The sequence below is a fragment of the Thermopolyspora sp. NPDC052614 genome (genome assembly GCF_040678635.1).
Lineage (GTDB): Bacteria > Actinomycetota > Actinomycetes > Streptosporangiales > Streptosporangiaceae > Thermopolyspora.
The window spans coordinates 633653-657248 of record NZ_JBFATZ010000003.1 but is presented as its reverse complement, the minus strand read 5'-3'; the positions used below and the strand labels follow the sequence as shown (position 1 = coordinate 657248).

Genomic DNA, 23596 nt, shown 5'->3' with positions numbered 1-23596 from the left:
CCGGGCGGCGCTGTGGCGCGGCGTGCGCCTCGCCCTGCTGCTCGTGTTCGCCGTGATCTTCCTGATCCCGGTGTACGTGCTGCTGGTGACGAGCTTCAAGCCGCTGTCGGAGGCCGACCCGGGCCAGGCGTGGAACCTGCCGCAGGTCTGGACGACCGAGGCGTGGCAGGTGGCCTGGGAGAAGCTCGCGCCGGGCGTGTGGAACAGCATCCTGCTCGCCGTGCCCGGGTCGATCCTGTCGGCGATGCTCGGCTCGATGAACGGCTTCGTGCTGTCCAAGTGGCGTTTCCCGGCCGCGGACGTGGTGTTCACGCTGTTCCTGTTCGGCATGTTCATCCCGTACCAGGGCGTCATGATCCCGCTGGTGCGGCTCATGGTGGGGTTGAACGACCTGACCGGCACGCAGCTGTTCTACGGCGCGATCCCCGGCCTCACGCTCGCGCACGTGGTATACGGTATTCCGATCTGCACGCTGATCTTCCGCAACTACTACGTGACGATCCCGGACGAGCTGATCGAGGCGTCCCGGGTGGACGGCGCGGGCATGCTGCGCACCTACTGGTCGGTGGTGCTGCCGGTGTCCGGCCCCGCGTTCGCGGTCGTGATCATCTGGCAGTTCACCTCGCTGTGGAACGACTTCCTGTTCGCGGTCTTCCTCACCGGCCCGCAGAGCTGGCCGACCACGGTCATGCTCAACAACATCGCGGGCGCCCAGACGGTGCCGTACAGCCAGCAGATGGCCGCGGCGATCCTCGCCTCGATCCCCACGATGATTATTTATGTGCTGCTGGGACGGTTCTTCATGCGCGGCCTCATGGCCGGTGCGCTGAAGGGTTAGCGAGCGAGTCGCCGAGCGGCGTGCGGTGGTAGAGCACGCTGCGGCCGGTGCGCACGCCGGCGATCAGGCCCGCCTCGCGCAGCGCGGCGATGTGGTCGCCGGTGCCGCCGATGCTGAGCCCGAGGCGGGCGGCGAGCTGGGTGGTGGTCGCGGGCACCTCAAGCTCGGTGAGGATCACGGTCCTGGTCCGGCCGATCAGCCGGGCCAGGCCGTTCGCCCCGCCCTGGGCGGCCGCCACGCCGCGCGCCGGGTAGATCAGCGCGTACGGCCAGGCCAGGTGAGCGCCGATGCCGTGCATGTAGGCGCTGGGCGTGTAGGCGCTGGGCACGAAGACGCTGGGCAGGAACAGCAGCCCCCGGCCGCCGAGGCGGTGCACGCCGTCGGCGGAGCCCGTGATCTCGATGTGGCCGCCGGTCGCGTCGCCGTCGCGCCAGCGCACCCGGGGGTTGAGGTCGTCAAGGGCGGCGCGCCAGCCGTACGTGGCGAGCTGGCCGGCGCGCTGCACCACGTCGCGTTCCAGGATGGCGTTGAAGCGCGGCCACTCGGGGGCGACGATCCGGTGCCAGACGGCCTCGAGCGCATCGGCGAACATCGTGACCACGTTACGGTCGCGCAGGACGCGCATGATCGGCTCGGGGGGCGGCTGCCGGTTCTGCAGGGTCCTGGCGATCTCGGCGTGGGTCGGCTCGGGCGGGGTCGCGCGCATCGCCTTGAGCTCGTCGTCGAAGGTGACGTTCACGCCGGTGGGCGGGGGCGCGATGACGTCGGCGCCGTAGTACCGGGGCACGTGCAGGGCCGCCAGCGCCCGCAGCGCGGGCTCGGTCTCGGACAGGCGGGCGTACGCCTCGCGCGAGCGGGCGACCCAGTTGCGCAGCGCGCCGGCCTCCTGTCTGCCGGCGAGCGCCCAGACCGCGTGCATGGTCTCGATGAGCGGTGAGATGGCGAAGCGGCTCGCCACGGCGTCCTGCGGGTCGACCTCGATACGCAGCATCTGATCACCACTCTTCAGGCAGGTGCGTAGAGCACAGTGTGCCTGGATCCGGACTCTTCGCGCCGTTCTAGCCCAAATGTTTCTGATTTTTCCGGAGTGGTGACCCGCTAGGCGGCGCGGGCGGGCGGCGGGATCTCCCCCGATCCCCGCGGGATGATCCGGGTCGGCAGCAGGATCCGCTCGGCCGGACCCCGGTGCCCGGCCAGCCGCCGGAAGAGCAGCTCGGCGGTGGTTTCGCCGAGCCCGGCCGGATCCTGGGCCACCACGCTCACCCCCGGCACGAGCAGGTCGGCGAGCTCGAAGTCGTCGAAGCCCAGGAGCGCGGGCCGGTCGGTGCCGCCGGGGCGCGCGGCGAGGGTGCGCAGCACCTGCGTGGTGAGGCGGCCGTTGCCGGTGAACAGGGCGGTGGGCGGGTACGGCAGCGCGGCCATCGCGTCCAGCGTCGCGCGCAGCCGCGCGGCGTCGGCGCCGCCCATGCTCACCAGCGCCTCGTCGTACGGCAGGTCGGCCTCGGCCAGCGCGTCGCGGTAGCCGCGCAGCCGTTCCCGCGCGGTGAAGATCGACGGGGCGTCGCCGAGGAAGGCGATCCGGCGGTGCCCGTGCCGGATCAGGTGGGCGACGCCCCGCGCCGCGCCCCCGACGTTGTCGGTGAGCACGGTGTCGGCCTCCAGGCCGGGGCCCGGCGGCCGGTCGGCGAAGACGACGGCGACACCCGCGGTGAGCTCGGGGCGCAGGTAGTCGTGGTCGGTCCCGGCGGGCACGATGATCAGGCCGTCCACGCGGCGGGCGCAGAAGGCCATGACGATCTCGCGCTCCAGGTCCGGGTCCTCCTCGGAGGAGCCGGTGAACAGCAGGTGGCCGTGCCGCCGCGCGACCGTCTCCACGGCCCGGCTGAGCCCGGAGTAGAACGGGTCGGAGACGTCCTCGATCACCAGGCCGATGCTGGACGTGCGGCCCTCGCGGAGGAAGCGGGCGCTCTCGTTGCGCCGGTAGCCGAGCCGCTTGATCGCCTCGCGCACCCGGTCCGCGGTGACGGGGTTGACGCCGGGTTCGTTGTTCACGACCCGGGAGACGGTCTTCAGGGCCACTCCCGCCGCGGCGGCCACGTCGTGCATGGTCGGCCGCCCACGTCTGGTGTCTTCCACGCTTCAGATCATCCCCCAGGATCGACAGTTAGACAACGTTGTCAAAGGGCGGCATGATCATGGGGCCCTCTGGAGAGTTTCGTGCCATATGAGATTATTAGTCGCCTTTGTCGTTTCGCAGCGGTGGCAGGGTGGCTTTTGTGATAGTCAGCCCCCTGTAAGAACAAGATGGGTGGCGAGCGGGCACGGCGGCCCCTCGGACGACCCCTGACCTCCGAAGGACGGCCCGATCGTGCGAACCGTACGGGACGCGGCATTCGACGTGCTGCGCCACACCGGCATGACCACGATTTTCAGCAACCCGGGATCGACCGAGATCCCGCTGCTGGCCGGGCTGCCCGACGACCTGACGTTCGTGCTGGCGCTGCACGAGGGCTCGGTCGTCGGCATGGCGACCGGCTGGGCGATCGCCCGCGAGCGGCCCGCGCTCGCGCTGCTGCACACCACCGCGGGGCTCGGCAACGCGGTCGGGGCGATCGCCACCGCGCGGGCCAACCGCGCCCCCCTGGTGATCGTGACCGGCCAGCAGGACCGGCGGCACCTGGCGCTTGAGCCGTTCCTGGCCGGGCGGCTCGCCGGGCTCGCCGGGGAGTACCCGGTGTGGACCGATCAGCCGGTGCGGCCCCAGGAGGTGCCGGGCGCGATCGCGCGGGCCTGCCACGAGGCGGTGACCCGGCGCGGGCCCGCGATCGTGGTCGTGCCGATGGACGACTGGTCCGCGCCCGCCGAGGACACCGTGCTCGCCGCGCCCGCCGCTGTGGTCCGCCCGGCCGCCGTGGCCGACGAGGACGTCGCCGAACTGGCGCGGTTGCTCGCCGGGGCCCGGTCGCCCGCGCTGGTGGTCGGGGCCGGGGCCGACTCGCCGGAGGCGTGGCGGGCGCTCGTGGCGCTGGCCGAGCGGCTGCGCTGCCCCGTGTGGCAGGAGGCGTTCGGGTCGCGGGCCGGGTTCCCGCAGGACCATCCGCGGTACGCCGGGGTGCTGCCCTCCGAACGGGAGGGGCTGCGGGCGCGGCTGCGCGGGCACGACGTGGTGCTCGTGGTCGGCGCTCCGGCCTTCCGGCAGTACGTCTACCGGCCGGGGCCGCTGGTTGACGCGGGCACCACGGTCGCCGTCGTCGCCGACGATCCCGACGAGGTGCACCGCAGCGCCGCCGCGCTCGCCCTGCTCGCGCCGCCCGCGGCGGTGTGCGAGCGGCTCGCCGCGCTGGTGCCCGAGCGGGCCGACACGGTTGCTTCCGGGACGGCCGCTTCCGGGACGGCCCCCGAGATGGCCCTCGAAACAGCACCGCCGTACCGGCCGGGTGAACCGCTGCGGGCCGTACACGTGCTGGGGGAGCTGGCCGCGCGGCTCGCGCCCGAGACGATCCTGGTGGAGGAGACGCCGTCGTCGCGGCCCGATTTGCACCGGCTGCTCCCGGCCCGCAGGCCGCTGGGGTTCGTGGCGGCGGCGGCCGGAGGGCTGGGGTTCGCGCTGCCCGCGGCGGTCGGGCTGCGCATGGCCGCGCCCGGCCGGCCGGTGGTCGCCGTGACCGGGGACGGCGCGGCGCTCTACTGCGTCCAGGCGTTGTGGAGCGCCGCGCACTACCGGGTCGGCGCGCTGTTCGTCGTGCTCGCCAACGGCCGGTACGCGGTGATGGACCGGCTCGCCGAGAGCGGCGGCGCGGGCAAGGCGCCGTGGCCGCCGTTCACCGAGGTCAGCGTGGCGGGGCTGGCCCGTTCGCTGGGCTGCCCGGCGCGTCGGGTGGAGACCTTCGAGGACCTCGCCGCCACGCTGGACGAGGTCGTGCCCACGCTGCCCGCACGCGACGAACCGCTGCTGCTCGACGTCGCCGTCGTGCCCGACCCGGAGTATCGCTTTTGAACGGAAAAATCTGGACGCGGGCCCTGCTGGTCGCCGCGTTCACGCTGGCGGCGCTGAACCTGCGGCCCGCGATCGCCGGGATCTCGCCGCTGCTCATCGAGATCAGGGCCGACCTCGGCCTGAACGCGGCGGCCGGCGGCGCGATCACCACCGTCATGGTCCTGTGCCTCGGCGTGGTCAGCCCGCTCGCGCCGGTGCTGGCCAGGCGGTTCGGGCTCGACCGCACGCTGCTGTTCGCGCTGCTGGTGCTGGCGGCGGGGGTCGCGCTGCGCGGCGCCGACGGCGTGTGGTGCCTGTACGCGGGGGCGGTGGTGGTCGGCACGGCCATCGCGGTCATGAACGTGATCATGCCGGGCGTGGTGAAGCAGCACTTCCCCGAGCGCGTGGGCCTGTTCACCGGCGTCTACGTCTCGGCGCTGGTCGCGGGCGCGGCGGCGGGTTCGGCGCTGATGGTCCCCTTGGCGGAGGCGTACGGCTGGCGCCTGGCGACCGCGTCGGCGGCGGTGCTCGCGCTCGCCGCGGCGGCGCTGTGGTGGCCGCAGGTGCGGCCGGGCGGGGCGACCGGCGTCGGCGCGGCGCGCGGGCGGTACAGACGGCTGCTCGGGCGGCGGATGACCTGGTACGTCACCGGCTACATGGGCGTGCAGTCGATGGCGTTCTACATCATGCTCGCCTGGCTTCCGACGATATTTCGGGACGCGGGGCTGTCCGCGGTCGATGCCGGGAACCTGCTCGGGCTGACGAACTTCTGCCAGATCGCCGTCACCCTCCTGGTGCCCGCGTACGCCGCGCGGTCCCGTACCCAGGCCCCGCACGCCGTGATCTCCTCGCTGCTCACCATCGCCGGGTTCACGGCCATCATGATCGCCCCCACCACCGTGCCCTGGCTGTGGATGATCGTCCTGGCGATGGGCCAGGGCTCCGCGATCTCCCTCGCCCTGCTGATCATCACGTTGCGCGCGCCCGACCCGGCCTCGGTGACGGCCCTGTCGGCGGTCGCCCAGTCGATCGGGTACGTCTTCGCCGCCGCCGGGCCGGTGCTGATCGGCCTGCTGCACGGCCTGACCGAGGACTGGACCCTTCCGCTCGCGGTCGCGGTCGGCCTCAGCGTCGTGCAACTGGTCGTCGGCGCCCTCGCCGGACGCCCCGCGGCCGAATCCGTACGGCGGGTCAGCGTTTCGTCATAGGCCGATCCCCGGACGGCGAGGCGTCGCCCGAATGGACGGAGAAGGCGGTAGATATCCAGGTAGTTGCCGTCATATGGGCAACGGTCCGGCACTGGATATCGGCCGATAATTCGGGGGATCAGCGGCGGTGTGACCGCTTCGGGGAATATCAATGCCTGCATATGCTTTTCGGGTTTCCGGGCCGCTGATCGTGGCCCTCGTCGCCTGCGCCATATCGCCCGCTCCGTCGCCCGCCGCGTCATCCGCGGCGGGGTGCCGCATCGCGAGCTACTACAAAATCGACTCCTTCCGGCGGCGCGATTTCTATATCCCGGGCACTCGGTACATCGACGGACCCGGCGGACAAATGCGGGTGTGGGTGATGCGCTCCTACACCGTGAAGTCGGAGTTCGAGATCGAGGACTGGCGGGAGAAGGAGCGGCGCCGGTTCTTCCACGCCCGGGGCGGGCCGCGGGACATCACCGCCGAGACCCGCCGGGAGGTCGAAACCGAGCTGGTCAGGGAGCGCGCCGAGGAACGGTCCGCGAAGGCCGGACGGGAGGTCACGCGGGAACGGCCCGGTGACGGCGAGGCGGGCGGGGACGTGTCGGAGGAGCTGAAGGCGAGCCGGGACAAGGAGCGCAAGGGGTCCGAGGCCGGGCGGATCAAGATCAAGGAGAGCCACGTCAGGCTCACCAAGGAGGAGGAGCGGGAGCTGCTCAGGGCGATGCGCCTGATGATCAGCCCGCTGATCAGCGACGACCACACGGTGGAGGCCGGGCACGAGTACGTCCGGAAGATTTCGCGCGGTAAATACGGATATTTGCGCTATCGCGTTTTCGGTTACCGGGTCGGTTTCTCGAAATGGTGGCGCGGCGACGACTGCCGCGTCCATCGGGCCGCGTCCGGCGTGGCGGGAGTGCCGGCCCGCGTCGAAGGCTGGGTATATCGTGAGAGCAAACGCCCAAATCCGAAATGGCTGGGCGCCCGCTGATCGGGAAATCGCTCATTCTCCGCCCTGATGTCGGTCGCGATGATTAATGTGCCCCTGGGACGGCAGAGAGGGGTGGGCCGGAATGAGGAAAAGACCGATGGCCGGGGCGCTGGCCGTGGTCGTGGCAGCCGTATTCGTGGGAACCGTGGTCGTGGGAGGGGCGCTGCTGACGATCGCCCGGCAGGGGAGCGCGACCGCCGGGCATCCGGGGGCCGAGCGCGGGCGGGCGGCCCGCCCGATCGTCATCGGCCATCGCGGGGCGAGCGCCTTCCGGCCCGAGCACACGCTGCCGTCGTACGAGACGGCGATCCGCATGGGCGCCGACTACATCGAGCCCGACCTGGTCTCCACCAAGGACCACGTGCTCGTCGCCCGCCACGAGAACGAGATCTCCGGCACCACGGACGTGGCGGACCACCCCGAGTTCGCCGCCCGCCGGACCACCAAGACCATCGACGGCAAGCGGATCACCGGCTGGTTCACCGAGGACTTCACGCTCGCCGAGCTGCGCACCCTGCGGGCGCGCGAGCGCCTCCCCGGGCTGCGGCCCGGCAACACCGCCCACGACGGGACCGCTCGCGTCCCCACGTTGGAGGAGGTCGTCCGGCTCGCCCGGCGGCACGGCGTGGGCGTCTACCCCGAGACCAAGCACCCCACCTACTTCGACTCCATCGGGCTGTCGCTGGAGGAGCCGCTGCTCAAGGTCCTCGGGCGGCACGGCTGGAAGGACCGCGACGATCCGGTGTTCATCCAGTCCTTCGAGACGGGCAACCTGCGCGCCCTGCGCAAGCGCACCCGCCTGCGGCTCGTCCAGCTCATCGGCGGCAAGGGCGCGCCGTACGACCTGGTCGCCGCGAAGGATCCGCGCATGTACGACCACCTGATCACCCGGGCCGGCCTGCGCGAGATCGCCTCCTACGCCGACGGCATCGGCCCGGCCACCAGCCGGATCTTCCCGACCGGTCCCGACGGGAGGCTGCTGCCGGCGACGACGCTCGTGCGCGACGCGCACCGCTACGGCCTGGTCGTGCATGCGTGGACGGTACGCCCGGAGAACGCGAAACTGCCCCTGGAGTTCCGGCGCGGCGACCCGGACGAGCCCGGCCACCGCCGGGCGCGCGGCGACGTGGCCGGCTGGCTGGAGCTGCTGTTCGAGGCCGGCGTCGACGGCGTCTTCGCCGACGACCCGGCCGCCGCGAGAGCCGTACGCGACGCGTTCGCGTGGCGCCTTTTCTGAGCGCGCCGGGTCCGCGGCCCGGTCTTTGTCGGTGGCGCCTAATAGGGTGGTCTGATGCCTCAGCCTCGCAAGCGCGCGACGATCCGTGAGGTGGCCAAGGCGACCGGGCTGTCCCCGGCCGCCGTGTCCTACGCGCTGCGTGGGCTGCAGGTCTCGGAGGAGACGATCGAACGGGTGCGGCGCGTCGCCGCGGAGCTGGGCTATGAGGCCGATCCGATCGCCCGCGCGCTGGCCAGCGGGCGCACCGGCATGGTGGGCCTGCTGTGCGGGTCGCTGGAGGACCTGTGGCAGCAGTCGCTCGCCGTCAACATCGGCCGGGCGCTGCGCGACCGGGACCGCTACGTGCTGATCCTCGACGCCGCGGGCGACCCGGCCCGTGAGCGGCGCCTCGCCCAGCAACTGCGTGACCAGCGGGTGGACGGGCTGATCGTGCAGCCGGTGGATCCGGCCGCGCCGCACTGGGCCGCTCTCGCGGCCGAGCTGCCGGTCGTCACGATCGGCGACGCGCTGCGGGACGCGCCGACGGCGGGGGAGGTGGTCTTCGACAACCGGCGAGGGGTGACGCTCGCGCTGGAGTATCTGCGCGAGCGCGGCCATCGGCACATCGCCGTACTGACGCCCACCTGGCCGAGCACGCCGGACCGCCCGGCGGACGTGCACGTCACCGCCGAGGGGCGGCGGCTCAATCTGGACATCGAGGTGGTCACGGCCCCGCAGGCGCTCAACGCGGCGACCGAGGTGGCCCGCCGGGTGCTCGCGCCCGGCCGCCCCCGGCCCACCGCGGTCTTCTGCTTCTCCGACTCGATCGCGTACGGCGTGTACGCGGCGGCGGCCGAGCTGGGGATGTCGATCCCGGGGGACCTGTCGGTCATGGGCTACGACGACCACCGCATGTCGGCGCTGCTCACCCCCGGCCTCGCCTCGGTCAACTGGAACCTCGACGGCATCGTGCGGGCCGCGGTGCGCCTGGTGGTCGCCGCCATCGAGTCAACGGCGCGCACGACCCACCGACGGCGCATCGTGCAGGCCCCCGAGCTGCGCGAACGGGGATCGGTCGCCCGGCTCAGTCGTCGCCCAGGATCAGGGTGAGCAGCCAGCTGATGATGCCGACGATGATCGCGCCCCAGAACGCCGCGACGAACCCGTCGACGTGGAAGGGCACCGTGAGCCGCTCGGCGATCCAGCTCGTCAGCAACAGCAGCGCCGCGTTCACCACCAGCGCGAACAGGCCGAGGGTGAGGATGTAGAACGCGCAGCCGATGGTCTTGATGATGGGCTTGAGCACCGCGTTGATCACACCGAAGATCAGGGCGACCACGAGGAGCGTGCCGACCTGCCGGGTGGTGTCGGTGGTGTCGACCGAGATGCCGTCCACCCACTGGGTGGCGGCCCACAACGCGGCGGCGACGACGAGGACCTTGATGATGACCTTCACACCATCGATCCTTCCACTTGCCGCGACGCGCCGCGAGACACACTCCGATCACGGCACCGGCGGGTGGGATCACGGCACCGGCGGGTGGGATCACGGCACCGGCGGACGGTGAAACATGCACGGAAACAATCGGGACACGGCGTGGAATTCACCCTGAAACGCAACGTGGGACGCAGGGTGCGGCACGTGAGGGAACACGCGGGACACCCACGACCGGCGACGGCCTAATTGGAGGAACGCGCCGCGAAGGTGGCGCGTTTCGTGTAAAGACACTTGTGTGCGTTAATGAGGCGGTTATCTGGGAGAGCGGCCCGGAGCGCACCATTGTCGCCGGGGCGAGCGTGCGCACGACGCCGATCACGCGAGTGACAGCGCACGCGAGTGACAGTGCACGCGAGTGACAGTGAAGATGGCTCAATCGTCGAGGGGAGTGCATGGTGTTCACCCGTCCCGAGCCCGTCCACACGTGGGGATCCCTCGGGGGTCCGCTCCTCGCCCACGAGATCCATCTCGCGACCCGCCCCCACGGCCTGCCCGAACCCGGGGACTTCGCCGTGGTGACCGTGGAGCTCGCGCCGCCCGGCCCCGGCGAGATCCTCGTCCGCAATCTGTACATGTCGGTCGAGCCGTATACGCGGGTGCGCGGCCGTACCACCGACCCGGTATCCTCGGCCCCGCCCTTTCCGGTCGGCGAGGCGCTCGACGGCCCGGCGGTCGGCGAGGTCGTGGAGTCGATGGCCGACGGGCTGCGCCCCGGCGACCTGGTGCTGCACGGGTACGGCTGGCGCGACCAGGCGGTGATCGACGCGCGGAACACGCACCGGATCGACCCGATTCCCGGGGTGCCGCCCTCGGCGTACCTGGGCGCGCTCGGCATGACCACGCTGTCGGCGTACGTGGGCCTGCTCGACGTCGCCGGGTTCCGGCCGGGCGACGCCGTCTTCGTCACCGGGGCGTCCGGGGCGATCGGCAGCATGGTGGGGCAGATCGCCCGGTTGAAGGGCGCGTCGCGGGTCGTCGGCAGCGCCGGTTCCCAGGCCAAGGTGGACTACCTCACCCGGCGGCTCGGCTTCCACGCCGCGTTCGATTACCACGAGGGCTCGGTCGCCGAGAACCTCGCCCGGGTGGCCCCGCGCGGCATCGACGTCTGCTTCGACAACGTCGGCGGCGAGCATCTGGAGGCGGCGATCTCCGCGCTCAACCTGCACGGCCGGGTGGCGATGTGCGGGGCCGTGTCGGTCTACAACTCCCCGGAGGCGGCCGCGGGACCGCGCAACATCTCCCTCGTCATCGGCAAGCGCCTGTCGCTGCGCGGCTTCAGCGTGCACGATCACATGGGCCGGATGCAGGACATGATGGAGGAGGTCGGCGCCTGGCTGCGTGAGGGCCGCATCGTCTACCAGGAGACCGTCGTGCACGGCCTGGAGTTCGCCCCGGCCGCGTTCGCCGGGCTCATGCGCGGCGAGACCGCCGGCAAGATGATCGTCCGCATTCGCCCCTCGACATAACCGCGGCCCGGCCGGGAACAGGGCGGGCATGACCGAACCGAGTCCGTTGGAGGAGCTGCCCTCCCGGGAACTGCACGATCGCGCCATCGCCTACGCCGTCAGACACGGGGACATCGGTTTTCTGTGGGACCTGCTGCGGGCGATCCCGGCCGCGCAGGCGGCCGGCGGGCACACCGACGAGGCGGCCGGGGACCTCAGCCGGGTCGCCGCGCTGCTCAGCGACGCCATCGGCTCCGGCGAGGGGGAGCTGGGGGAGGCGCTGCGCCCCGTGTATCTCGATTACCTTTCCAAGCATCCTGATGCCTGAATACTCTTGAATTGTCCCCCTCCAAGCTAAAGGTGCCCACCATCGAGACCCCCGCCCGCCTGCTCGTCGTCGACGACGAGCCGCAACTCCGCAACGCCGTGTCCCGCGCCCTCCGCATGGAGGGGTACACCGTGGGGATCGCCACCGACGGTCCCACGGGTCTCGCCTCCATGGCCGCGGAACGGCCCGATCTGGTCGTGCTCGACGTCATGCTGCCGCGCATGGACGGCTTGGAGGTGTGCCGCCGCATGCGCCGCAGCGGCGACACCACGCCGGTGCTCATGCTGACCGCGCTCGACAGCGTCGGGGACCGGGTGGCGGGCCTCGACGCGGGGGCCGACGACTATCTGGTCAAGCCGTTCGCGCTTGAGGAGCTGTTCGCGCGGGTCCGGGCGCTGCTTCGCCGTACGACCGCGGGGGAGGGCGAGGGCGACCTGACCTTCGCCGATCTGGCCCTGCTGCCCGGCAGCCGCCAGGCGCGGCGCGGCGATCGCCGCTTCGACCTGACCCGCACCGAGTACGCCCTGCTCGACCTGCTGATCCGCAACGGGGGTCAGGTGCTGACCAGAGAGATCATTCTTGAGCGCATCTGGGGATACGAGTTCACGCCCGGCTCCAACTCGCTCGAGGTCTACATCGGCTACCTGCGCCGCAAGACCGAGGCGGGCGGCGAGCCCCGGCTGATCCAGACCGTGCACGGACTCGGCTACACCATGCGGGAGCCCACATGACGGACGGCACGACGGTTCACGGGCGGGTCGCGCGGACGAGGGGGACGGCATGAGGCGGCTGCCGCTGGTGTGGCGGATCGCGCTCGGCGCCGGCATCGCCGCCGCGATCAGCGTGCTCTCCGTGCTCGCGAGCGCCTACTTCGTGGCGTGCCGCAGGGTGGAGGCCCACTTCGGCTCCGGCGGCTCCTACGGCTCCGGCGGCTTTTTCGGCTCCGGCGGCTCCGATGGCTACGCGGGCTCCGACGGCTACGCCGGGGGTCCGCCCTGGGGCTCCGGCCCGCCGCCCTGGGCTCCCCAAGGAGGTCCGGGGGGCGGCGACTCGCCGCGCGGGGTGCTCTCGGCCGTCGCCGAGCTGCAGTCCGAGCTGGGCTGGCCGTTCCTCGTGGTGGCGCTCGGCGGCCTGCTGCTCGCCGCCGTACTCGGCTGGATCGCCGCCCGCGCGGCGCTGCGGCCCGTGGCGACGCTGACCGGCGCGGCCGAGCGGGTGGCCGCCACCCGTGACCTGGCGCTGCGCATCGAGGTGGACCGCGACGACGAGCTCGGCAGCCTGGCCCGCAGCTTCAACACAATGCTCGACGCCCTGGAACGCTCGGCGAAGGCCCAGCGCCGGCTCGTCGCCGACGCCTCGCACGAGCTGCGCACCCCGCTCGCCGCGCTGCGTACCAACGTCGAGCTGATGCTCCGCGCCGACGAGCTTGACGCCCGGGACCGGGCCGAGCTGGCGCAGGCCACGATCGAGGGGCTGGAGGAGCTCACCGCGCTCGTGTCGGACGTCGTGGAGCTGGCCCGCGACGAGGAGCCGATCGTCCTGCAGGAGGACGTGCGCCTCGACGAGATCGCGCAACGCGCGGTGGCCCGGGCCGCGGCGCACTGGCCGCGCATCCGCTTCGAGGTCGATGTACGGCCCGCCGTCGTGCACGGCGTCCCCGACCGGCTCATCCGCGCCGTCGCCAACCTGCTGGACAACGCCGGCAAGTACAGCCCCGACGGCTCCACGGTGGAGGTACGGCTGCGCGGCGGGGTGCTCACCGTGCGGGACCACGGGCCGGGCATCGACGAGGAGGACCTCCCGTACGTCTTCGACCGGTTCTACCGCGCGCCCAAGGCCCGCTCCATGCCCGGCTCCGGGCTCGGGCTCGCCATCGTGCGGCAGGTCGTGGACAGCCACGGCGGCACGGTGGCCGCCATGCCGGCGCCCGGCGGCGGCACCACCGTACGGCTGCAGCTGCCCCTGTCCCAGCCGCCCGCGGGGGCGCCCGCGAAGCCCTCGGCGCGGGTTCCCGCGCACGCCGGGGCCTGAAGGGACCTGGGGGACCTGGGGGGTCCGCGTCCGATAAAGGGGAGCCTGGGGAAGGCTCGACCTTCCTGGGCGAATCGACCTCGAAGGTATGCGTTGTCCGCACCGGCCGATGACGAGTTGTTGGCGTCCGCGTCTGTAGTGTTGAAGCAGGTCATGGGGCCTGGGGGCGCGGACCGGCGTCACCCGTAGGGACTTCTTTCCGAAAGGACGTGGAGGGGGAACCACGTCCGAAGCGGGACCCGCCCGGCGCTTTGGGGGAGGCGTCGGGACTGGGCCGCCTCAATCGGGGCCGGGCAGTAGGGGGAACTGCCCGGCCCCGAGTCATGCCCGGAGCCGTGTGCGCAAACTGGGTGCCCGAACTGTTTGCCCGAACTGTTTGCCCTAACTGTGCGCCCCGAGCCATGTGCGGGCCGTGATATCACTCACTCTCGCCGAGGGCCGCGCTTTACCTTTGCGGACCCGCCTTCGTCATCCGACAGGCCCGGCGTCGATCTTCGATACGCCGTGGAATTCGGCGGTTCGACGCGTTCTCGCAGATCACCGGGGGTGGTCTGCGTCCCGTGGCTTAGGTAGATCTTCTGGGCGTTTTGGGTAGTTCTCTTTGCGTATGGGTGACTTTGTCGCTAGTGTCATGTCCCGTTATCGGATGGAGACCTGGACTCCACGTGGGAGTTCGGACATCCGGACGCCGAGTCCCGCGGGCGCCACGAACGCGCTCCGGGAGCCGGGGACCCAGTTGCGTGGGCCGGCGGTTCGCCGCCGTACCGCGATGGGGTGAATCCAGTGCCGCGTCGCGAGCTGGTAGGGCACTCCTAGCCCGAACCCGTCAGCTAACCCGGAAGGCGAGATAGGAGAGGAGATCCGAGTGGAGAAGAACGACTCCACGGTTTCGCCTTACCGGCGGGAGCCGTCCCACAACCTCGGCGACACAGGCTCCCACCCTCGGCGGCCACGACAGGCGCGGTAAACCGGCTGGAAACCGAGTCCGGCTCGACCACCGCCATGCGCACCGGATCCATGACGGACGCGAGGCCCACAGGCCCATAACGTCCGGAAGATCCCGGAGGCCCCAGAACCGGGGCGCTCCATCTCAGCCCGCGGCATAACCACGGATCGCCGCGAATCACGACGAACGGCCCAAGCAAACCCGTCACGGGTTCACGGCCGCCGTGTCCATAGTCTTCGCCGCGTCCAGCGGCGCGCCCATATCGACTCGTAGAGCGCCGCCTCATCCGTCATCCGGCCGACACGCCCCGGCCGCGCGGTGCCTCCTGCCCACGTACCCGCGCCCCATCCCGGGCCCGGCGCGGCTGGACGTGGCATGCCCTGTTGCCTCACGGAAGTCCTCCCGCTCCCATGAAGTCCCTTTTCGGCCTGAACAAAAACGACCTCAAGACGAAGTACGCCCCCCTCGCCGCCGGCCTCGCCGGTCTCACCATCGCCGGTGCGACCTTCGCGGGCCTCGCCGACGGCGCCACCGCCACCACCACCGCGGCGAACCCGACCACCGCCGCGAACGTCCAGGTCCAGGCCATGGCGATCTCCTCCGAGCAGACCGAGGAGCTTCGCGACGCCGCCGTTCAGGCACGGGCCGAGCAGTTGGAGAAGGCCAGGATCAAGGCCGAGCGCGAGCAGGCCGCCGCGAAGGCGAAGCAGGCCCAGGCCAAGAAGCAGGCCCAGGCCGAGCGGAGGCTGCTGGTCGGCACGACCAAGGCGTCCTACTTCTGGGACGACGGCTCCGGACGTCAGGGCGATACCGGCCTTCCCGCGTACGGCAAGCCCATGCAGAAGGGCCTGTTCGCCTCCCCGAGCTGGCCCCTCGGCACCGAGGGCTACGTCATCTACAACGGCAAGAAGGCCAAGTTCTTCGTCGGCGACCGCGGCCCGGGCATCCCCTCCAGCAACGGCGTCATGCTCGACATCGACGGCAAGACCTTCGCCGAGCTCACCGGCGGCACCTGGGACCCCTCCTCGCTGACCGTGCGCGGCAACGGCGGTATGGGCCACATCAACGTCAGCTACGTCATCACCAAGTGGGGCGACGGCCCCGGCCGCCCTGGCCGCCCCGTCCCCTTCTCCACCGGCGCCTACCGTGAATAGGTAGGCCGCACACCATCCGCGCGACGTCCCGACACCTCACGAGGGCGGCCGTTTCCAGGCCCGTACGAAAACCGATGTGCGGACATCCCCCCAGGACTGCTATGGTTACGGACGTCGCAGGCGCCGCTAGCTCAGTTGGTCAGAGCAGCTGACTCTTAATCAGCGGGTCCGGGGTTCGAGTCCCTGGCGGCGCACTCACAAGACACGCCCGCCCGGCGCTCAGAGGTCGTCGGCCACCCCCGTGCGGTAGGCGAAGACCACGGCCTGAACGCGGTCGCGCAGGTTCAGTTTCGTCAGGATCCGGGAGACGTACGTCCGGACGGTCTCGAAGCTGATGACCAGCTCCTCGGCGATCTCGGCGTTGGACAGGCCGCGCGCGATCAGGCGTAGGACCTCGCGTTCGCGGGGGGCCAGGGGCGCCAGCGGATCCTCGGCGGCGGCGGGGCTCTCCGGGCGGATGCGGTCGGCGAAGCGGCCGATGAGCGTGCGGGTCACGGCGGGGGAGAGCAGGGACTCGCCGCGGGCGACGGTGCGGACGCCGTTCACCAGCTCCATCAGGGGGGCGTCCTTCAACAGGAAGCCGCTGGCGCCGGCGCGCAGGGCCTCGTAGACGTACTTGTCCACGTTGAAGGTGGTCACCACGAGCACCTTCGGGGGCGCGACGACGCCGGGGCCCGCGATGCGCCGCGTGACCTCGATGCCGTCCATCAGGGGCATGTGGATGTCCATGACCACCACGTCGGGCTTCAGGTTGGTGACGGCCTCGACCGCGGCCGGGCCGTCGGCGGCCACGCCGACCACCGTCATGTCCGGCTGGGCGTCGAACGCCGTCATGTAGCCGGTGCGGACGATCTCCTGGTCCTCGCAGATCACGACGCGGATGGTCATTGGGCACCGCCCAGGGGGATCGACGCGTGCAGCCGGAAACCGCCGTCCGGGCGCTCGCCCGCGGTGAGCTCGCCGCCCAGCGCGCCTATGCGGTCGCGCAGGCCGGCCAGGCCCCGGCCGCCGGACAGGTCGTCTCTGGCGCCGACCCGGACCGCGGCGGCCGTGTTCGTCACCTCGACCTCCACGCGGTCGTCCCGGTAGCCGAGCCGCACCGTGGTCGGGCTGCCTTCGGCGTACTTGACGGCGTTTGTCAGGCCCTCCTGCACCACCCGGTACACGGCCAGCCCCACGCCGGCCGGGAGCGGGGGCGGGTCGCCGTCCTCCACCAGGTCGATCGGCTGGCCGCCGCTTCGGGTCCGTTCCACCAACTCGCGCACGTTTCCCATGACGGGCGTGGCCGACTCGCCGGTCGCCTCCAGCACGTTCAGCAGGTATCGCAGCTCGGCCAGGGCCCGGCGGCCGGAGTCGCCGATCGTGGACAGCGCCGTACGCACGCGGTCCGGCGACGTGACCTCGAACTGCGTGGCGTCGGCCTTGACGACGATGGCGGTGACGTGGTGGGTCACCACGTCGTGCAGTTCCCGCGCGATGCGCGCCCGCTCGGCGGCGGTGGCGTTCGCGGCGGCGAGCCGCCGTCGTTCGGCCTCCTGGAGGCGTTGTACGCGGACGAAGGCGCCGCCCAGCCAGCACACCGCGAAAAGCAGGTAGAACACCAGGAACCCGCTCAGCCCGACCGGTGAGCCGAGCAGGACCACGGTCACGCACAGCGCGACGTGCGCGGCCGACGCCACGACGGCGGTGACGCGCCGGAACCGCTCCTGGTGCGCGCCCGCCGAGTACAGCGCGATGTAGATGGTCACGGTGCCGAAGTGCATCGGGTACGCGAGCACCTCGTGGAGCGCGAAGGCCGTGCCGATGATCGCCAGGCACGCGGCGGGTCGGCGGGTGCGCTCGGCGAGGGGCAGCGTCTGCGCCAGGATCAGGACGATCGCGAACGCGTCGGCCCGGCGTCCGGGCAGGTCGCCGAACTGCACGCTCATGATCGACAGCGGCGGGAAGAACGCCAGGCCGGTGAACGCGACGGCCAGCAGGCGATCCCACAGCGCGGCGTCGTAGAACCGCCACACGTCCTTCAGCCTTCGCGATCGGTCGCTGACCCGGGTCCCCGACATGGCTCAGAGCCTAGCGATCTCCGATTGCCGATGGCGTCGCGATTGTCCCTCATGTGAGCTACACGGAATGTCCGCAGCACGGTGATTCGGCACAGGGCCCTCCATCCCTACCTTTTTGCCATCGGCCGAAACCACGGTCAACCACCAAGTCAGACCTCGCAACAAACGGGAATTTCGGAGGGCGGCACCATGGAGAACACGATCCGCGTACGACTCGTCGTCGCCGGTACCCTGACCGCGATCGCGGCGGCGGGAGCGGTGGTCGGCGGGCAGCCGGCGAGCGCCAAGGCGGCCGGCGCAGGCCACGTCCAGACCTCGATCAAGTGGGGCGCCTGCCCGGAGCTCCCGCAGGGCGCCGAGCGGGACCCCCGGCAGACCTGCGGCACGGTCACGGTGCCGCTGGACTACCGGCGCCCGGACGGGGAGACCCTCTCCATCGCGGTCTCCAGGATCGCCACCGCCACACCCGGCAAGAGGCGCGGCGTCCTGGTGTTCAACCCGGGCGGCCCGGGACTGCAGGGCCTGGACATGCCCGGCCGGATGGCGCGCACGCTGCCGAAGGACGTGCTGGACTCCTACGACCTGATCGGGTTCGACCCGCGCGGCGTCGGCCACAGCTCCCCGATCAGTTGCGGCCTGCCGGACTCCGCTCTGCTCACCGTGTTCCCCTATCCCGGCGCGGGCGGCTCGATCGAGGGCAACGTCGCCACCGCGCGCGCCACCGCCGAGGCGTGCGCCAAGGTCGGCGACCGGCTGCGGTACTTCACCAGCGCGAACAGCGCCCGCGACATGGATCGCATCCGCCAGGCGCTCGGCGAGCGGAAGATCTCCTACTGGGGCCAGTCCTTCGGCACCTACCTCGGCGCGGTGTACGCCTCGCTGTTCCCGCGCAACACCGACCGGATGGTGCTTGAGGGCAACGTCGATCCGACCAAGGTGTGGGCGGGGATGCTGAACACGTGGAACCAGGGCATGGACGAGCGGTTCCCGGACGCCGCCCGCGTCGCCGCCGAGAACCACGCCACCCTCGGGCTGGGCCGTACGGTCGGCAAGGTGACCCGCTCGTTCCTCGCGCTGGCCGACCGCCTCGACCGCGAGCCGGCCGCGGTGCCGGGCACGCAGGTGGTCATCAACGGCGCGGTGCTGCGCGCCATCACCTACCAGATGCTGCAGCAGGACGAGACGCTCGCCCCGCTCACCCAATTCTGGAAGGCCGCGGCCGACCTGTCCGCGGGCAAGGCCCCGACGGAGGAACAGCTCGCCGTGCTTCGGCAGATCTTCGCCGACACCCCGGCCACGAAGGGCGTGCCGGTGGACAACCAGGCCACCGTGATCTTCTCCATGCTCTGTGGGGACACCACCTGGTCCTCCGACGTGAACTCCTACGCCAAGGCCGTCGCCGCCGCCCGGGCGAGGCACCCGCTGAGCGCGGGAATGCCCAACAACGTCCAGCCGTGCGCGTTCTGGTCGCAGAAGCCGATCGAGCCGCTGGTCAAGGTCACCTCGCACGGCCCGCGTAACATCCTGATCCTGCAGAACCGTCGCGACAACGCCACCCCGTGGGCCGCGGCCCGGGGCATGCGCAAGGCCCTGGGCGACCGCGCCTACTTCGTCGGCGTCGAGCAGGGCGGCCACTTCGCCTACGGCACCGGCTCGGCCTGCGCCGACAAGACCACCGCCACGTTCCTGACCAAGGGCATCCTGTCGGCCAAGGATCTCACCTGCGCGGGTCGCCGTTCCTGACCTCACGCCCCGGCCCTCGCCCCCGGTCCACGACCGGGGGCTGAGCTCTGTCCGGGCCTACGCGGGTTCGAACCAGTGGTCGTGCACCTTGAGCGCGGTCACCAGGGCCTGCGCCGCCGTCCGCAGGGCGGGCGCCTCCCGCTGGCGGCAGAACACCGCCGTGTCCCACCACAGCGGGTCGCCGGCGAGCGGCGTCCACACGTAGCCGGGGTGGGGCTCGGCGCGGTGCCGCACCCCGAACATGACGGCGCCGTCCTCCGTCAGCAGGGACTGCCACATCAGGCTGTCGGTGAGCCGGACACCGTGTCTGATCTCGTGCGGGTGGTAGCCGCCCCTCCGGCAGGCGTCCAGGATCGCGTCGTAGAGGCCCGGTGCGATCTCGCGGCGGAACATCAGCAGCCGCTGGCCGTTCAGCTCGGACAGTTCGATGGGGCGGTTGCGCGTGGCGAAGCGATGGTCGGCGGAGGTCACCACGCCGAGCGTCTGCCTGAGCGGCACGCTGGCCCAGAGCCCCCGCTGCGTCAGCGGAAGGCGCATCACGGCCAGATCGATCGTCCCGTCCACGAGCAGGGCCTGCAGCTCGGCGGTGGTCGCCTCCCGCCAGTCGAGCTCGCGCCCGTCCCGGCGCAGCGCGGCGATCAGCTCGTTGACGACCCCGGGGGAGGTGTCGCTCGGGAAACCGGCGCGGATGACGCGGGCGTGCGCCCGCATCCCGTCGCCGACCGCGTCGAAGGCGCGGACGGCCGCCCGCGCCAGGGGAACGAGCGTCTCCCCCGCGGGTGTGAGCGCGACCTTGTGGTGGTCACGGGTGAACAGCCGTAGGCCGAGCTCGCGTTCGAGGGCGGCGATGCGCTGGGAGAGCGGCGGCTGGGTCATGTGCAGCCGGGCGGCCGCCCGGCCGAAGTGGAGCTCGTCGGCGACCGCGAGGAAGTACCGCAAATGCCTAATCTCCATAGCGATGACCATATCAAGCTGATATCGCTATAGGTCGCAAATAATGTTGGACGGTTCCTCGGCGGCGCACCTAGTCTCGCGGCAATCGAGCGGTGCGGTGAGAGGAAGATGACGATGGCTGAGCCGCGTGGACTCGGAAAAATCACATCGAAGCGATGGGGCGGCCTGATAATCGGACTGGCGACGGCATTGGTCGCGACGGGGGCGTGCGGCGGCACATCGGGCACCGACGGCGATCTGATCGCCTCCATGAAACAGGCCGGCTGCGCCACCGTGGCGCTGGCCGAGGCTCCGCCGTTCAGCACGATCACGACCGACGGAAAGGCCGGCGGCTATGTCCCGGCGGTCACGCAGGAGGTGCTCGCCAAGCTCGGCGTGCCGGGCCTGTGCGTCAAGCCGGCGACGTACGACGCCATGATCCCCGGGCTGCAGGCGGGCACCTTCGACGCGCTGCCCGGCGGGCTCAACATCACGCCCGAGCGCTGCGCGGCGATCGCCTTCTCCCAGCCGGTGACCGCGCAACACGAGGCCCTGGCCGTGCCCAAGGGCAATACGCACCGCATCACGGACTACGCCGGCCTGGCCCGAAACCCGGAACTCAGGCTCGCCGTCTTCAGCGGCTCCAGTCAGGAGGCCTTCGCCAAGAAGAGCGGGGTACGGCAGAGCCAGCTGGTCACCGTCCCGGACTCCCAGACCGGCATCTCCGCGGTCAAGAGCGGGCGCGCCGACGCCTTCGGCGCGGGCCAGTTCACCCTGCGGCGCGTGGCCGACGACTCGATGGAGGTGATCGTGGACACCTCGTCGCCCGTCTCGATGATCGGCATCGGCTTCCGCAAGAGGGACACCGCCGCGCGGGACGCGTTCGACGCCCAACTCGAGCAAATGCGCAAATCGGGCGCGTTGGGTGCACTGTACGCGAAGTTCGGCTTCCCGAACCCCGAAGAGATCAAGGACATCAGCCGCTCCTCGGTGTCCCAGGCCTGCGCGTAGGGGCCGGACGATGGAACAGCTCACCCCGTACCTGCCGAAGATCGTCGAGGGGTATCTGACGACCGTGCGGATCGCGATCCTCAGCATCCTGCTCGCCGCGGTCGTGGCGGGCGTGCTGGGCAGCATGCGCGTGGCCCGGCCCCGCGTCCTGCGGCTCTCCAGCGGCGCCGGCCTGGAACTGCTGCGCGGCACGTCGGTCATCGTCCAGTTGTTCTGGGTCTACTACGCCCTTCCGCTGCTGCCCGGGAACCTGGCGGTGGACCCGGTGGTCGCGGCGACCCTGGTGCTCGGGCTCAACGGCGGGGCGTACGGCGCGGAGACGGTCCGCTCCGGGTTGCGATCGATCCCGAAGGCCCAGCACGACGCCTGTCACGCCCTCGGGCTGCCGGGATGGGTGGCGCTGCTGCGGGTCCGGCTGCCCCAGGCGCTGAGCCAGATCGTGCCGGCGTTCGGGAGTATCGCCGTCGATATGGTGAAATGGACGTCGATCGTCAGCTTCGTGACCGTGCAGGACCTGCTGTACTGGGGGAACACCGCACGGGCGCACACCGGCCAGACCATTTCCGTCTATCTCCTGGTCTCCGCGCTGTATCTGCTGTTGTGCGTCGCCGTCGCGGGGATCTTCCGGGCGATCGAGTACGTCCTGCCGATGACGCGGAGCGTGCGCGCCGCTCGCGTGCGCGTCGTCCCCACGCCGGCGCCGGTCGGAGGTGGCCGATGACGTGGGACTGGGAGTACGCCTGGTCGATCGTGCCGGCCCTGCTGGCGGGCCTGCGGGAGACGTTCCTGGTGACGTGCGTGAGCGGCGCCCTGGCGCTGGTGCTCGGCATGGTGATCGCCGTCGCCGGATGGTTCGCGCCGCGACCGGTGCGGCTGCTCATCCGGGGCCTGGTCGAGCTGGGGCGCGGACTGCCGATCCTGGTGCTGCTGTTCTTCACCTTCTACGCGTTGCCGCAGTACGGCGTCGTGCTGCCGCCGTTCGCGACCGGGGTGCTGGTGCTCGGCGTCGTGTACGCCGCGTACTGCTCGGAGGTGTACCGGGGCGCGATCGTCAGCCTGCCGCGCGGCACCTGGGACGCGTGCGCGGCGCTGAACCTGCCGCGGTGGACGACCTGGACCCGGGTCATCCTGCCGCTGGTGTTCCGCAACAGCGTCGGCGCGCTGGGCGGCTATCTCATCGTCATCTACAAGCAGACGGCGCTCCTGGTCACGATCGGAGTGCCGGTGCTGCTGACGGCCGCGCAGACCGCGGGGTACGCGTCGTACCGCTACTTCGAGCCGTACACCCTGGCCGGGTTGCTGTACCTGCTGCTGAATCTGCCCTCGATCTGGCTGGTCCGCGTTCTGGAAAGGAGAGTCGCACGTGGCGGATTCTGAATCCGGGTCGCCTGCCGCGCAGGCCCGGCCCGCGCTGGAGTTCGACGGCGTCGGCAAGAGGTTCGGCAAGCACGTCGTGCTGGACGATTTCACCCTCACGGTGAACGCCGGCGAGACCGTGACGCTCATCGGGCCCAGCGGTTCCGGCAAGACCACCGTGCTGCGCCTGGCCATGCTGCTGGAACGGGCGGACCACGGCGACATCCGGGTGTTCGGCGAGAGCGTCATGTGGGAGCCGGGGCCCGGCCACCGGCCCATCTCCGCCAAGCGGTCGCGCCGGCTCGCCGGGCGGCTCGGCATGGTCTTCCAGCAGTACAACCTCTTCCCGCACATGACGATCGTGCAGAACCTCGACCTCGCCCAGCGCACCGTGCTGAAGCTGGGCCGCGCCGAGGCCACCGCCCGCTCGTTGGAGCACCTGGCCATGGTCGGGCTTGAGGACAAGGCCGCCTCGTACCCGCTGCAGCTTTCCGGCGGGCAGCAGCAGCGGGTGGCGCTCGCCCGCGCGCTGACGCTCCGGCCGGAGATCCTCCTGCTCGACGAGATCACCAGTGCGCTGGACCCCGAACTCGTCGGCGAGGTGCTCGAAGTCGTCCGCAAGGTCACCGCCGAGACCGACATCACGACCCTGCTGGTGACGCACGAGATGCGCTTCGCGCGGGACATCTCCGACCGCGTCGTCATGATGGACGAGGGCCGCGTCGTCGAGGAGGCTCCGCCCGGCACGCTCTTCACCAAGCCGTCGTCGCCGCGTACGCAGGCGTTCATCCGCAGAATCCTCGACCACTGAGCACTCGCAACCTGAGCACTCGCATCTGAGCACTCGTACATCTGAGTTCGACATCGAACCGACCGCAGG

General features: G+C 71.2%; 21 protein-coding genes, 1 tRNA gene, 1 pseudogene and 1 riboswitch. Of the genes and pseudogenes, 17 read left to right on the top strand and 6 right to left on the bottom strand.

From position 1 onward, the window contains the following. Positions 1 to 10 precede the first annotated feature (10 nt). Complete coding sequence (locus tag AB0K60_RS09565; RefSeq protein WP_364050636.1) at positions 11 to 838, top strand: carbohydrate ABC transporter permease; 828 nt, start codon at positions 11 to 13, stop codon at positions 836 to 838. On the opposite strand, the gene AB0K60_RS09560 is transcribed toward AB0K60_RS09565, so the two are convergent. Then, complete coding sequence (locus AB0K60_RS09560) at positions 813 to 1829, bottom strand: helix-turn-helix domain-containing protein (protein WP_364050558.1); 1017 nt, start codon at positions 1827 to 1829, stop codon at positions 813 to 815. The genes AB0K60_RS09565 and AB0K60_RS09560 overlap by 26 nt on opposite strands. A gap of 107 nt (positions 1830 to 1936) precedes the next feature. Next, positions 1937 to 2944 carry a LacI family DNA-binding transcriptional regulator gene (locus AB0K60_RS09555; RefSeq protein WP_364050633.1) on the bottom strand — a complete coding sequence of 336 codons (1008 nt, stop codon included), beginning with the start codon at positions 2942 to 2944 and terminating at the stop codon, positions 1937 to 1939. Positions 2945 to 3206: 262 nt separating this feature from the next. Between AB0K60_RS09555 and AB0K60_RS09550 the strand changes: the two genes are divergently transcribed. From AB0K60_RS09550 to AB0K60_RS09530, 5 genes are all read left to right on the top strand, one after another. After that, on the top strand, positions 3207 to 4835 hold the full coding sequence (locus AB0K60_RS09550) for a thiamine pyrophosphate-dependent enzyme (protein ID WP_364050555.1): 1629 nt from the start codon (positions 3207 to 3209) through the stop codon (positions 4833 to 4835). Further along, a complete protein-coding gene (locus AB0K60_RS09545; RefSeq protein ID WP_364050552.1) occupies positions 4832 to 6022 on the top strand; it encodes an MFS transporter in 1191 nt (396 codons plus the stop codon). Before AB0K60_RS09550 ends, AB0K60_RS09545 begins: the two co-directional genes overlap by 4 nt. Before the next feature lie 151 nt (positions 6023 to 6173). Continuing rightward, entirely contained in the window at positions 6174 to 6995 is an 822-nt protein-coding gene (locus AB0K60_RS09540; protein WP_364050549.1) for a hypothetical protein, read from the top strand. An 82-nt stretch (positions 6996 to 7077) separates the two neighbouring features. Further along, entirely contained in the window at positions 7078 to 8232 is a 1155-nt protein-coding gene (locus tag AB0K60_RS09535) for a glycerophosphodiester phosphodiesterase (protein WP_364050547.1), read from the top strand. A gap of 54 nt (positions 8233 to 8286) precedes the next feature. Beyond that, positions 8287 to 9321, top strand: coding sequence for a LacI family DNA-binding transcriptional regulator (locus AB0K60_RS09530; RefSeq protein WP_364050544.1), 1035 nt, complete (start codon positions 8287 to 8289; stop codon positions 9319 to 9321). Here AB0K60_RS09530 and AB0K60_RS09525 read toward each other — a convergent pair. Then, on the bottom strand, positions 9296 to 9667 hold the full coding sequence (locus AB0K60_RS09525) for a phage holin family protein (RefSeq protein WP_364050541.1): 372 nt from the start codon (positions 9665 to 9667) through the stop codon (positions 9296 to 9298). The genes AB0K60_RS09530 and AB0K60_RS09525 overlap by 26 nt on opposite strands. 434 nt (positions 9668 to 10101) lie before the next feature. Between AB0K60_RS09525 and AB0K60_RS09520 the strand changes: the two genes are divergently transcribed. The 6 genes and pseudogenes from AB0K60_RS09520 (at position 10102) to AB0K60_RS09495 (ending at position 15807) form a co-directional block, all read left to right on the top strand. Further along, positions 10102 to 11175 (top strand): NADP-dependent oxidoreductase, encoded by a 1074-nt coding sequence (locus tag AB0K60_RS09520; RefSeq protein WP_364050538.1) that lies wholly within the window; start codon positions 10102 to 10104, stop codon positions 11173 to 11175. 28 nt (positions 11176 to 11203) lie between these two features. Continuing rightward, entirely contained in the window at positions 11204 to 11482 is a 279-nt protein-coding gene (locus tag AB0K60_RS09515) for a hypothetical protein (protein ID WP_364050535.1), read from the top strand. 32 nt (positions 11483 to 11514) lie between these two features. Beyond that, a complete protein-coding gene (locus AB0K60_RS09510; protein ID WP_364050532.1) occupies positions 11515 to 12213 on the top strand; it encodes a response regulator transcription factor in 699 nt (232 codons plus the stop codon). Between the two features lie 49 nt (positions 12214 to 12262). Next, entirely contained in the window at positions 12263 to 13513 is a 1251-nt protein-coding gene (locus tag AB0K60_RS09505; protein ID WP_364050529.1) for a HAMP domain-containing sensor histidine kinase, read from the top strand. A 676-nt stretch (positions 13514 to 14189) separates the two neighbouring features. After that, positions 14190 to 14374, top strand: a riboswitch (cyclic di-AMP (ydaO/yuaA leader). Between the two features lie 831 nt (positions 14375 to 15205). Continuing rightward, positions 15206 to 15565 (top strand): annotated as a pseudogene (locus AB0K60_RS09500) (hypothetical protein); the annotation flags it as partial. A 168-nt stretch (positions 15566 to 15733) separates the two neighbouring features. Continuing rightward, positions 15734 to 15807, top strand: a tRNA-Lys gene (locus tag AB0K60_RS09495). Between the two features lie 25 nt (positions 15808 to 15832). Here the strand turns inward: AB0K60_RS09495 and AB0K60_RS09490 are convergent. Beyond that, positions 15833 to 16501 carry a response regulator transcription factor gene (locus AB0K60_RS09490; RefSeq protein ID WP_364050526.1) on the bottom strand — a complete coding sequence of 223 codons (669 nt, stop codon included), beginning with the start codon at positions 16499 to 16501 and terminating at the stop codon, positions 15833 to 15835. Then, positions 16498 to 17673: a histidine kinase gene (locus tag AB0K60_RS09485; RefSeq protein ID WP_364050523.1), complete on the bottom strand. Its 1176-nt coding sequence runs from the start codon at positions 17671 to 17673 to the stop codon at positions 16498 to 16500. Before AB0K60_RS09485 ends, AB0K60_RS09490 begins: the two co-directional genes overlap by 4 nt. A gap of 189 nt (positions 17674 to 17862) precedes the next feature. Between AB0K60_RS09485 and AB0K60_RS09480 the strand changes: the two genes are divergently transcribed. Next, the gene (locus AB0K60_RS09480; protein WP_364050520.1) at positions 17863 to 19416 is read left to right on the top strand and encodes an alpha/beta hydrolase; all 1554 of its coding nucleotides are present in this window, start codon (positions 17863 to 17865) and stop codon (positions 19414 to 19416) included. Positions 19417 to 19473: 57 nt separating this feature from the next. Here AB0K60_RS09480 and AB0K60_RS09475 read toward each other — a convergent pair whose 3' ends face one another. Continuing rightward, positions 19474 to 20370, bottom strand: coding sequence for a LysR family transcriptional regulator (locus tag AB0K60_RS09475; RefSeq protein ID WP_364050517.1), 897 nt, complete (start codon positions 20368 to 20370; stop codon positions 19474 to 19476). 108 nt (positions 20371 to 20478) lie between these two features. Here AB0K60_RS09475 and ehuB point away from each other — a divergent pair, with 108 nt between their 5' ends. The 4 genes from ehuB to AB0K60_RS09455 are packed head-to-tail and all read left to right on the top strand — an operon-like array spanning position 20479 to position 23527. Continuing rightward, positions 20479 to 21360, top strand: coding sequence for an ectoine/hydroxyectoine ABC transporter substrate-binding protein EhuB (gene ehuB / locus AB0K60_RS09470; RefSeq protein WP_364050514.1), 882 nt, complete (start codon positions 20479 to 20481; stop codon positions 21358 to 21360). A gap of 10 nt (positions 21361 to 21370) precedes the next feature. Next, complete coding sequence (locus AB0K60_RS09465; RefSeq protein WP_364050511.1) at positions 21371 to 22081, top strand: amino acid ABC transporter permease; 711 nt, start codon at positions 21371 to 21373, stop codon at positions 22079 to 22081. After that, on the top strand, positions 22078 to 22737 hold the full coding sequence (locus tag AB0K60_RS09460) for an amino acid ABC transporter permease (RefSeq protein WP_364050508.1): 660 nt from the start codon (positions 22078 to 22080) through the stop codon (positions 22735 to 22737). Before AB0K60_RS09465 ends, AB0K60_RS09460 begins: the two co-directional genes overlap by 4 nt. Further along, entirely contained in the window at positions 22724 to 23527 is an 804-nt protein-coding gene (locus AB0K60_RS09455) for an amino acid ABC transporter ATP-binding protein (protein ID WP_364050505.1), read from the top strand. Before AB0K60_RS09460 ends, AB0K60_RS09455 begins: the two co-directional genes overlap by 14 nt. Positions 23528 to 23596: the final 69 nt, after the last annotated feature.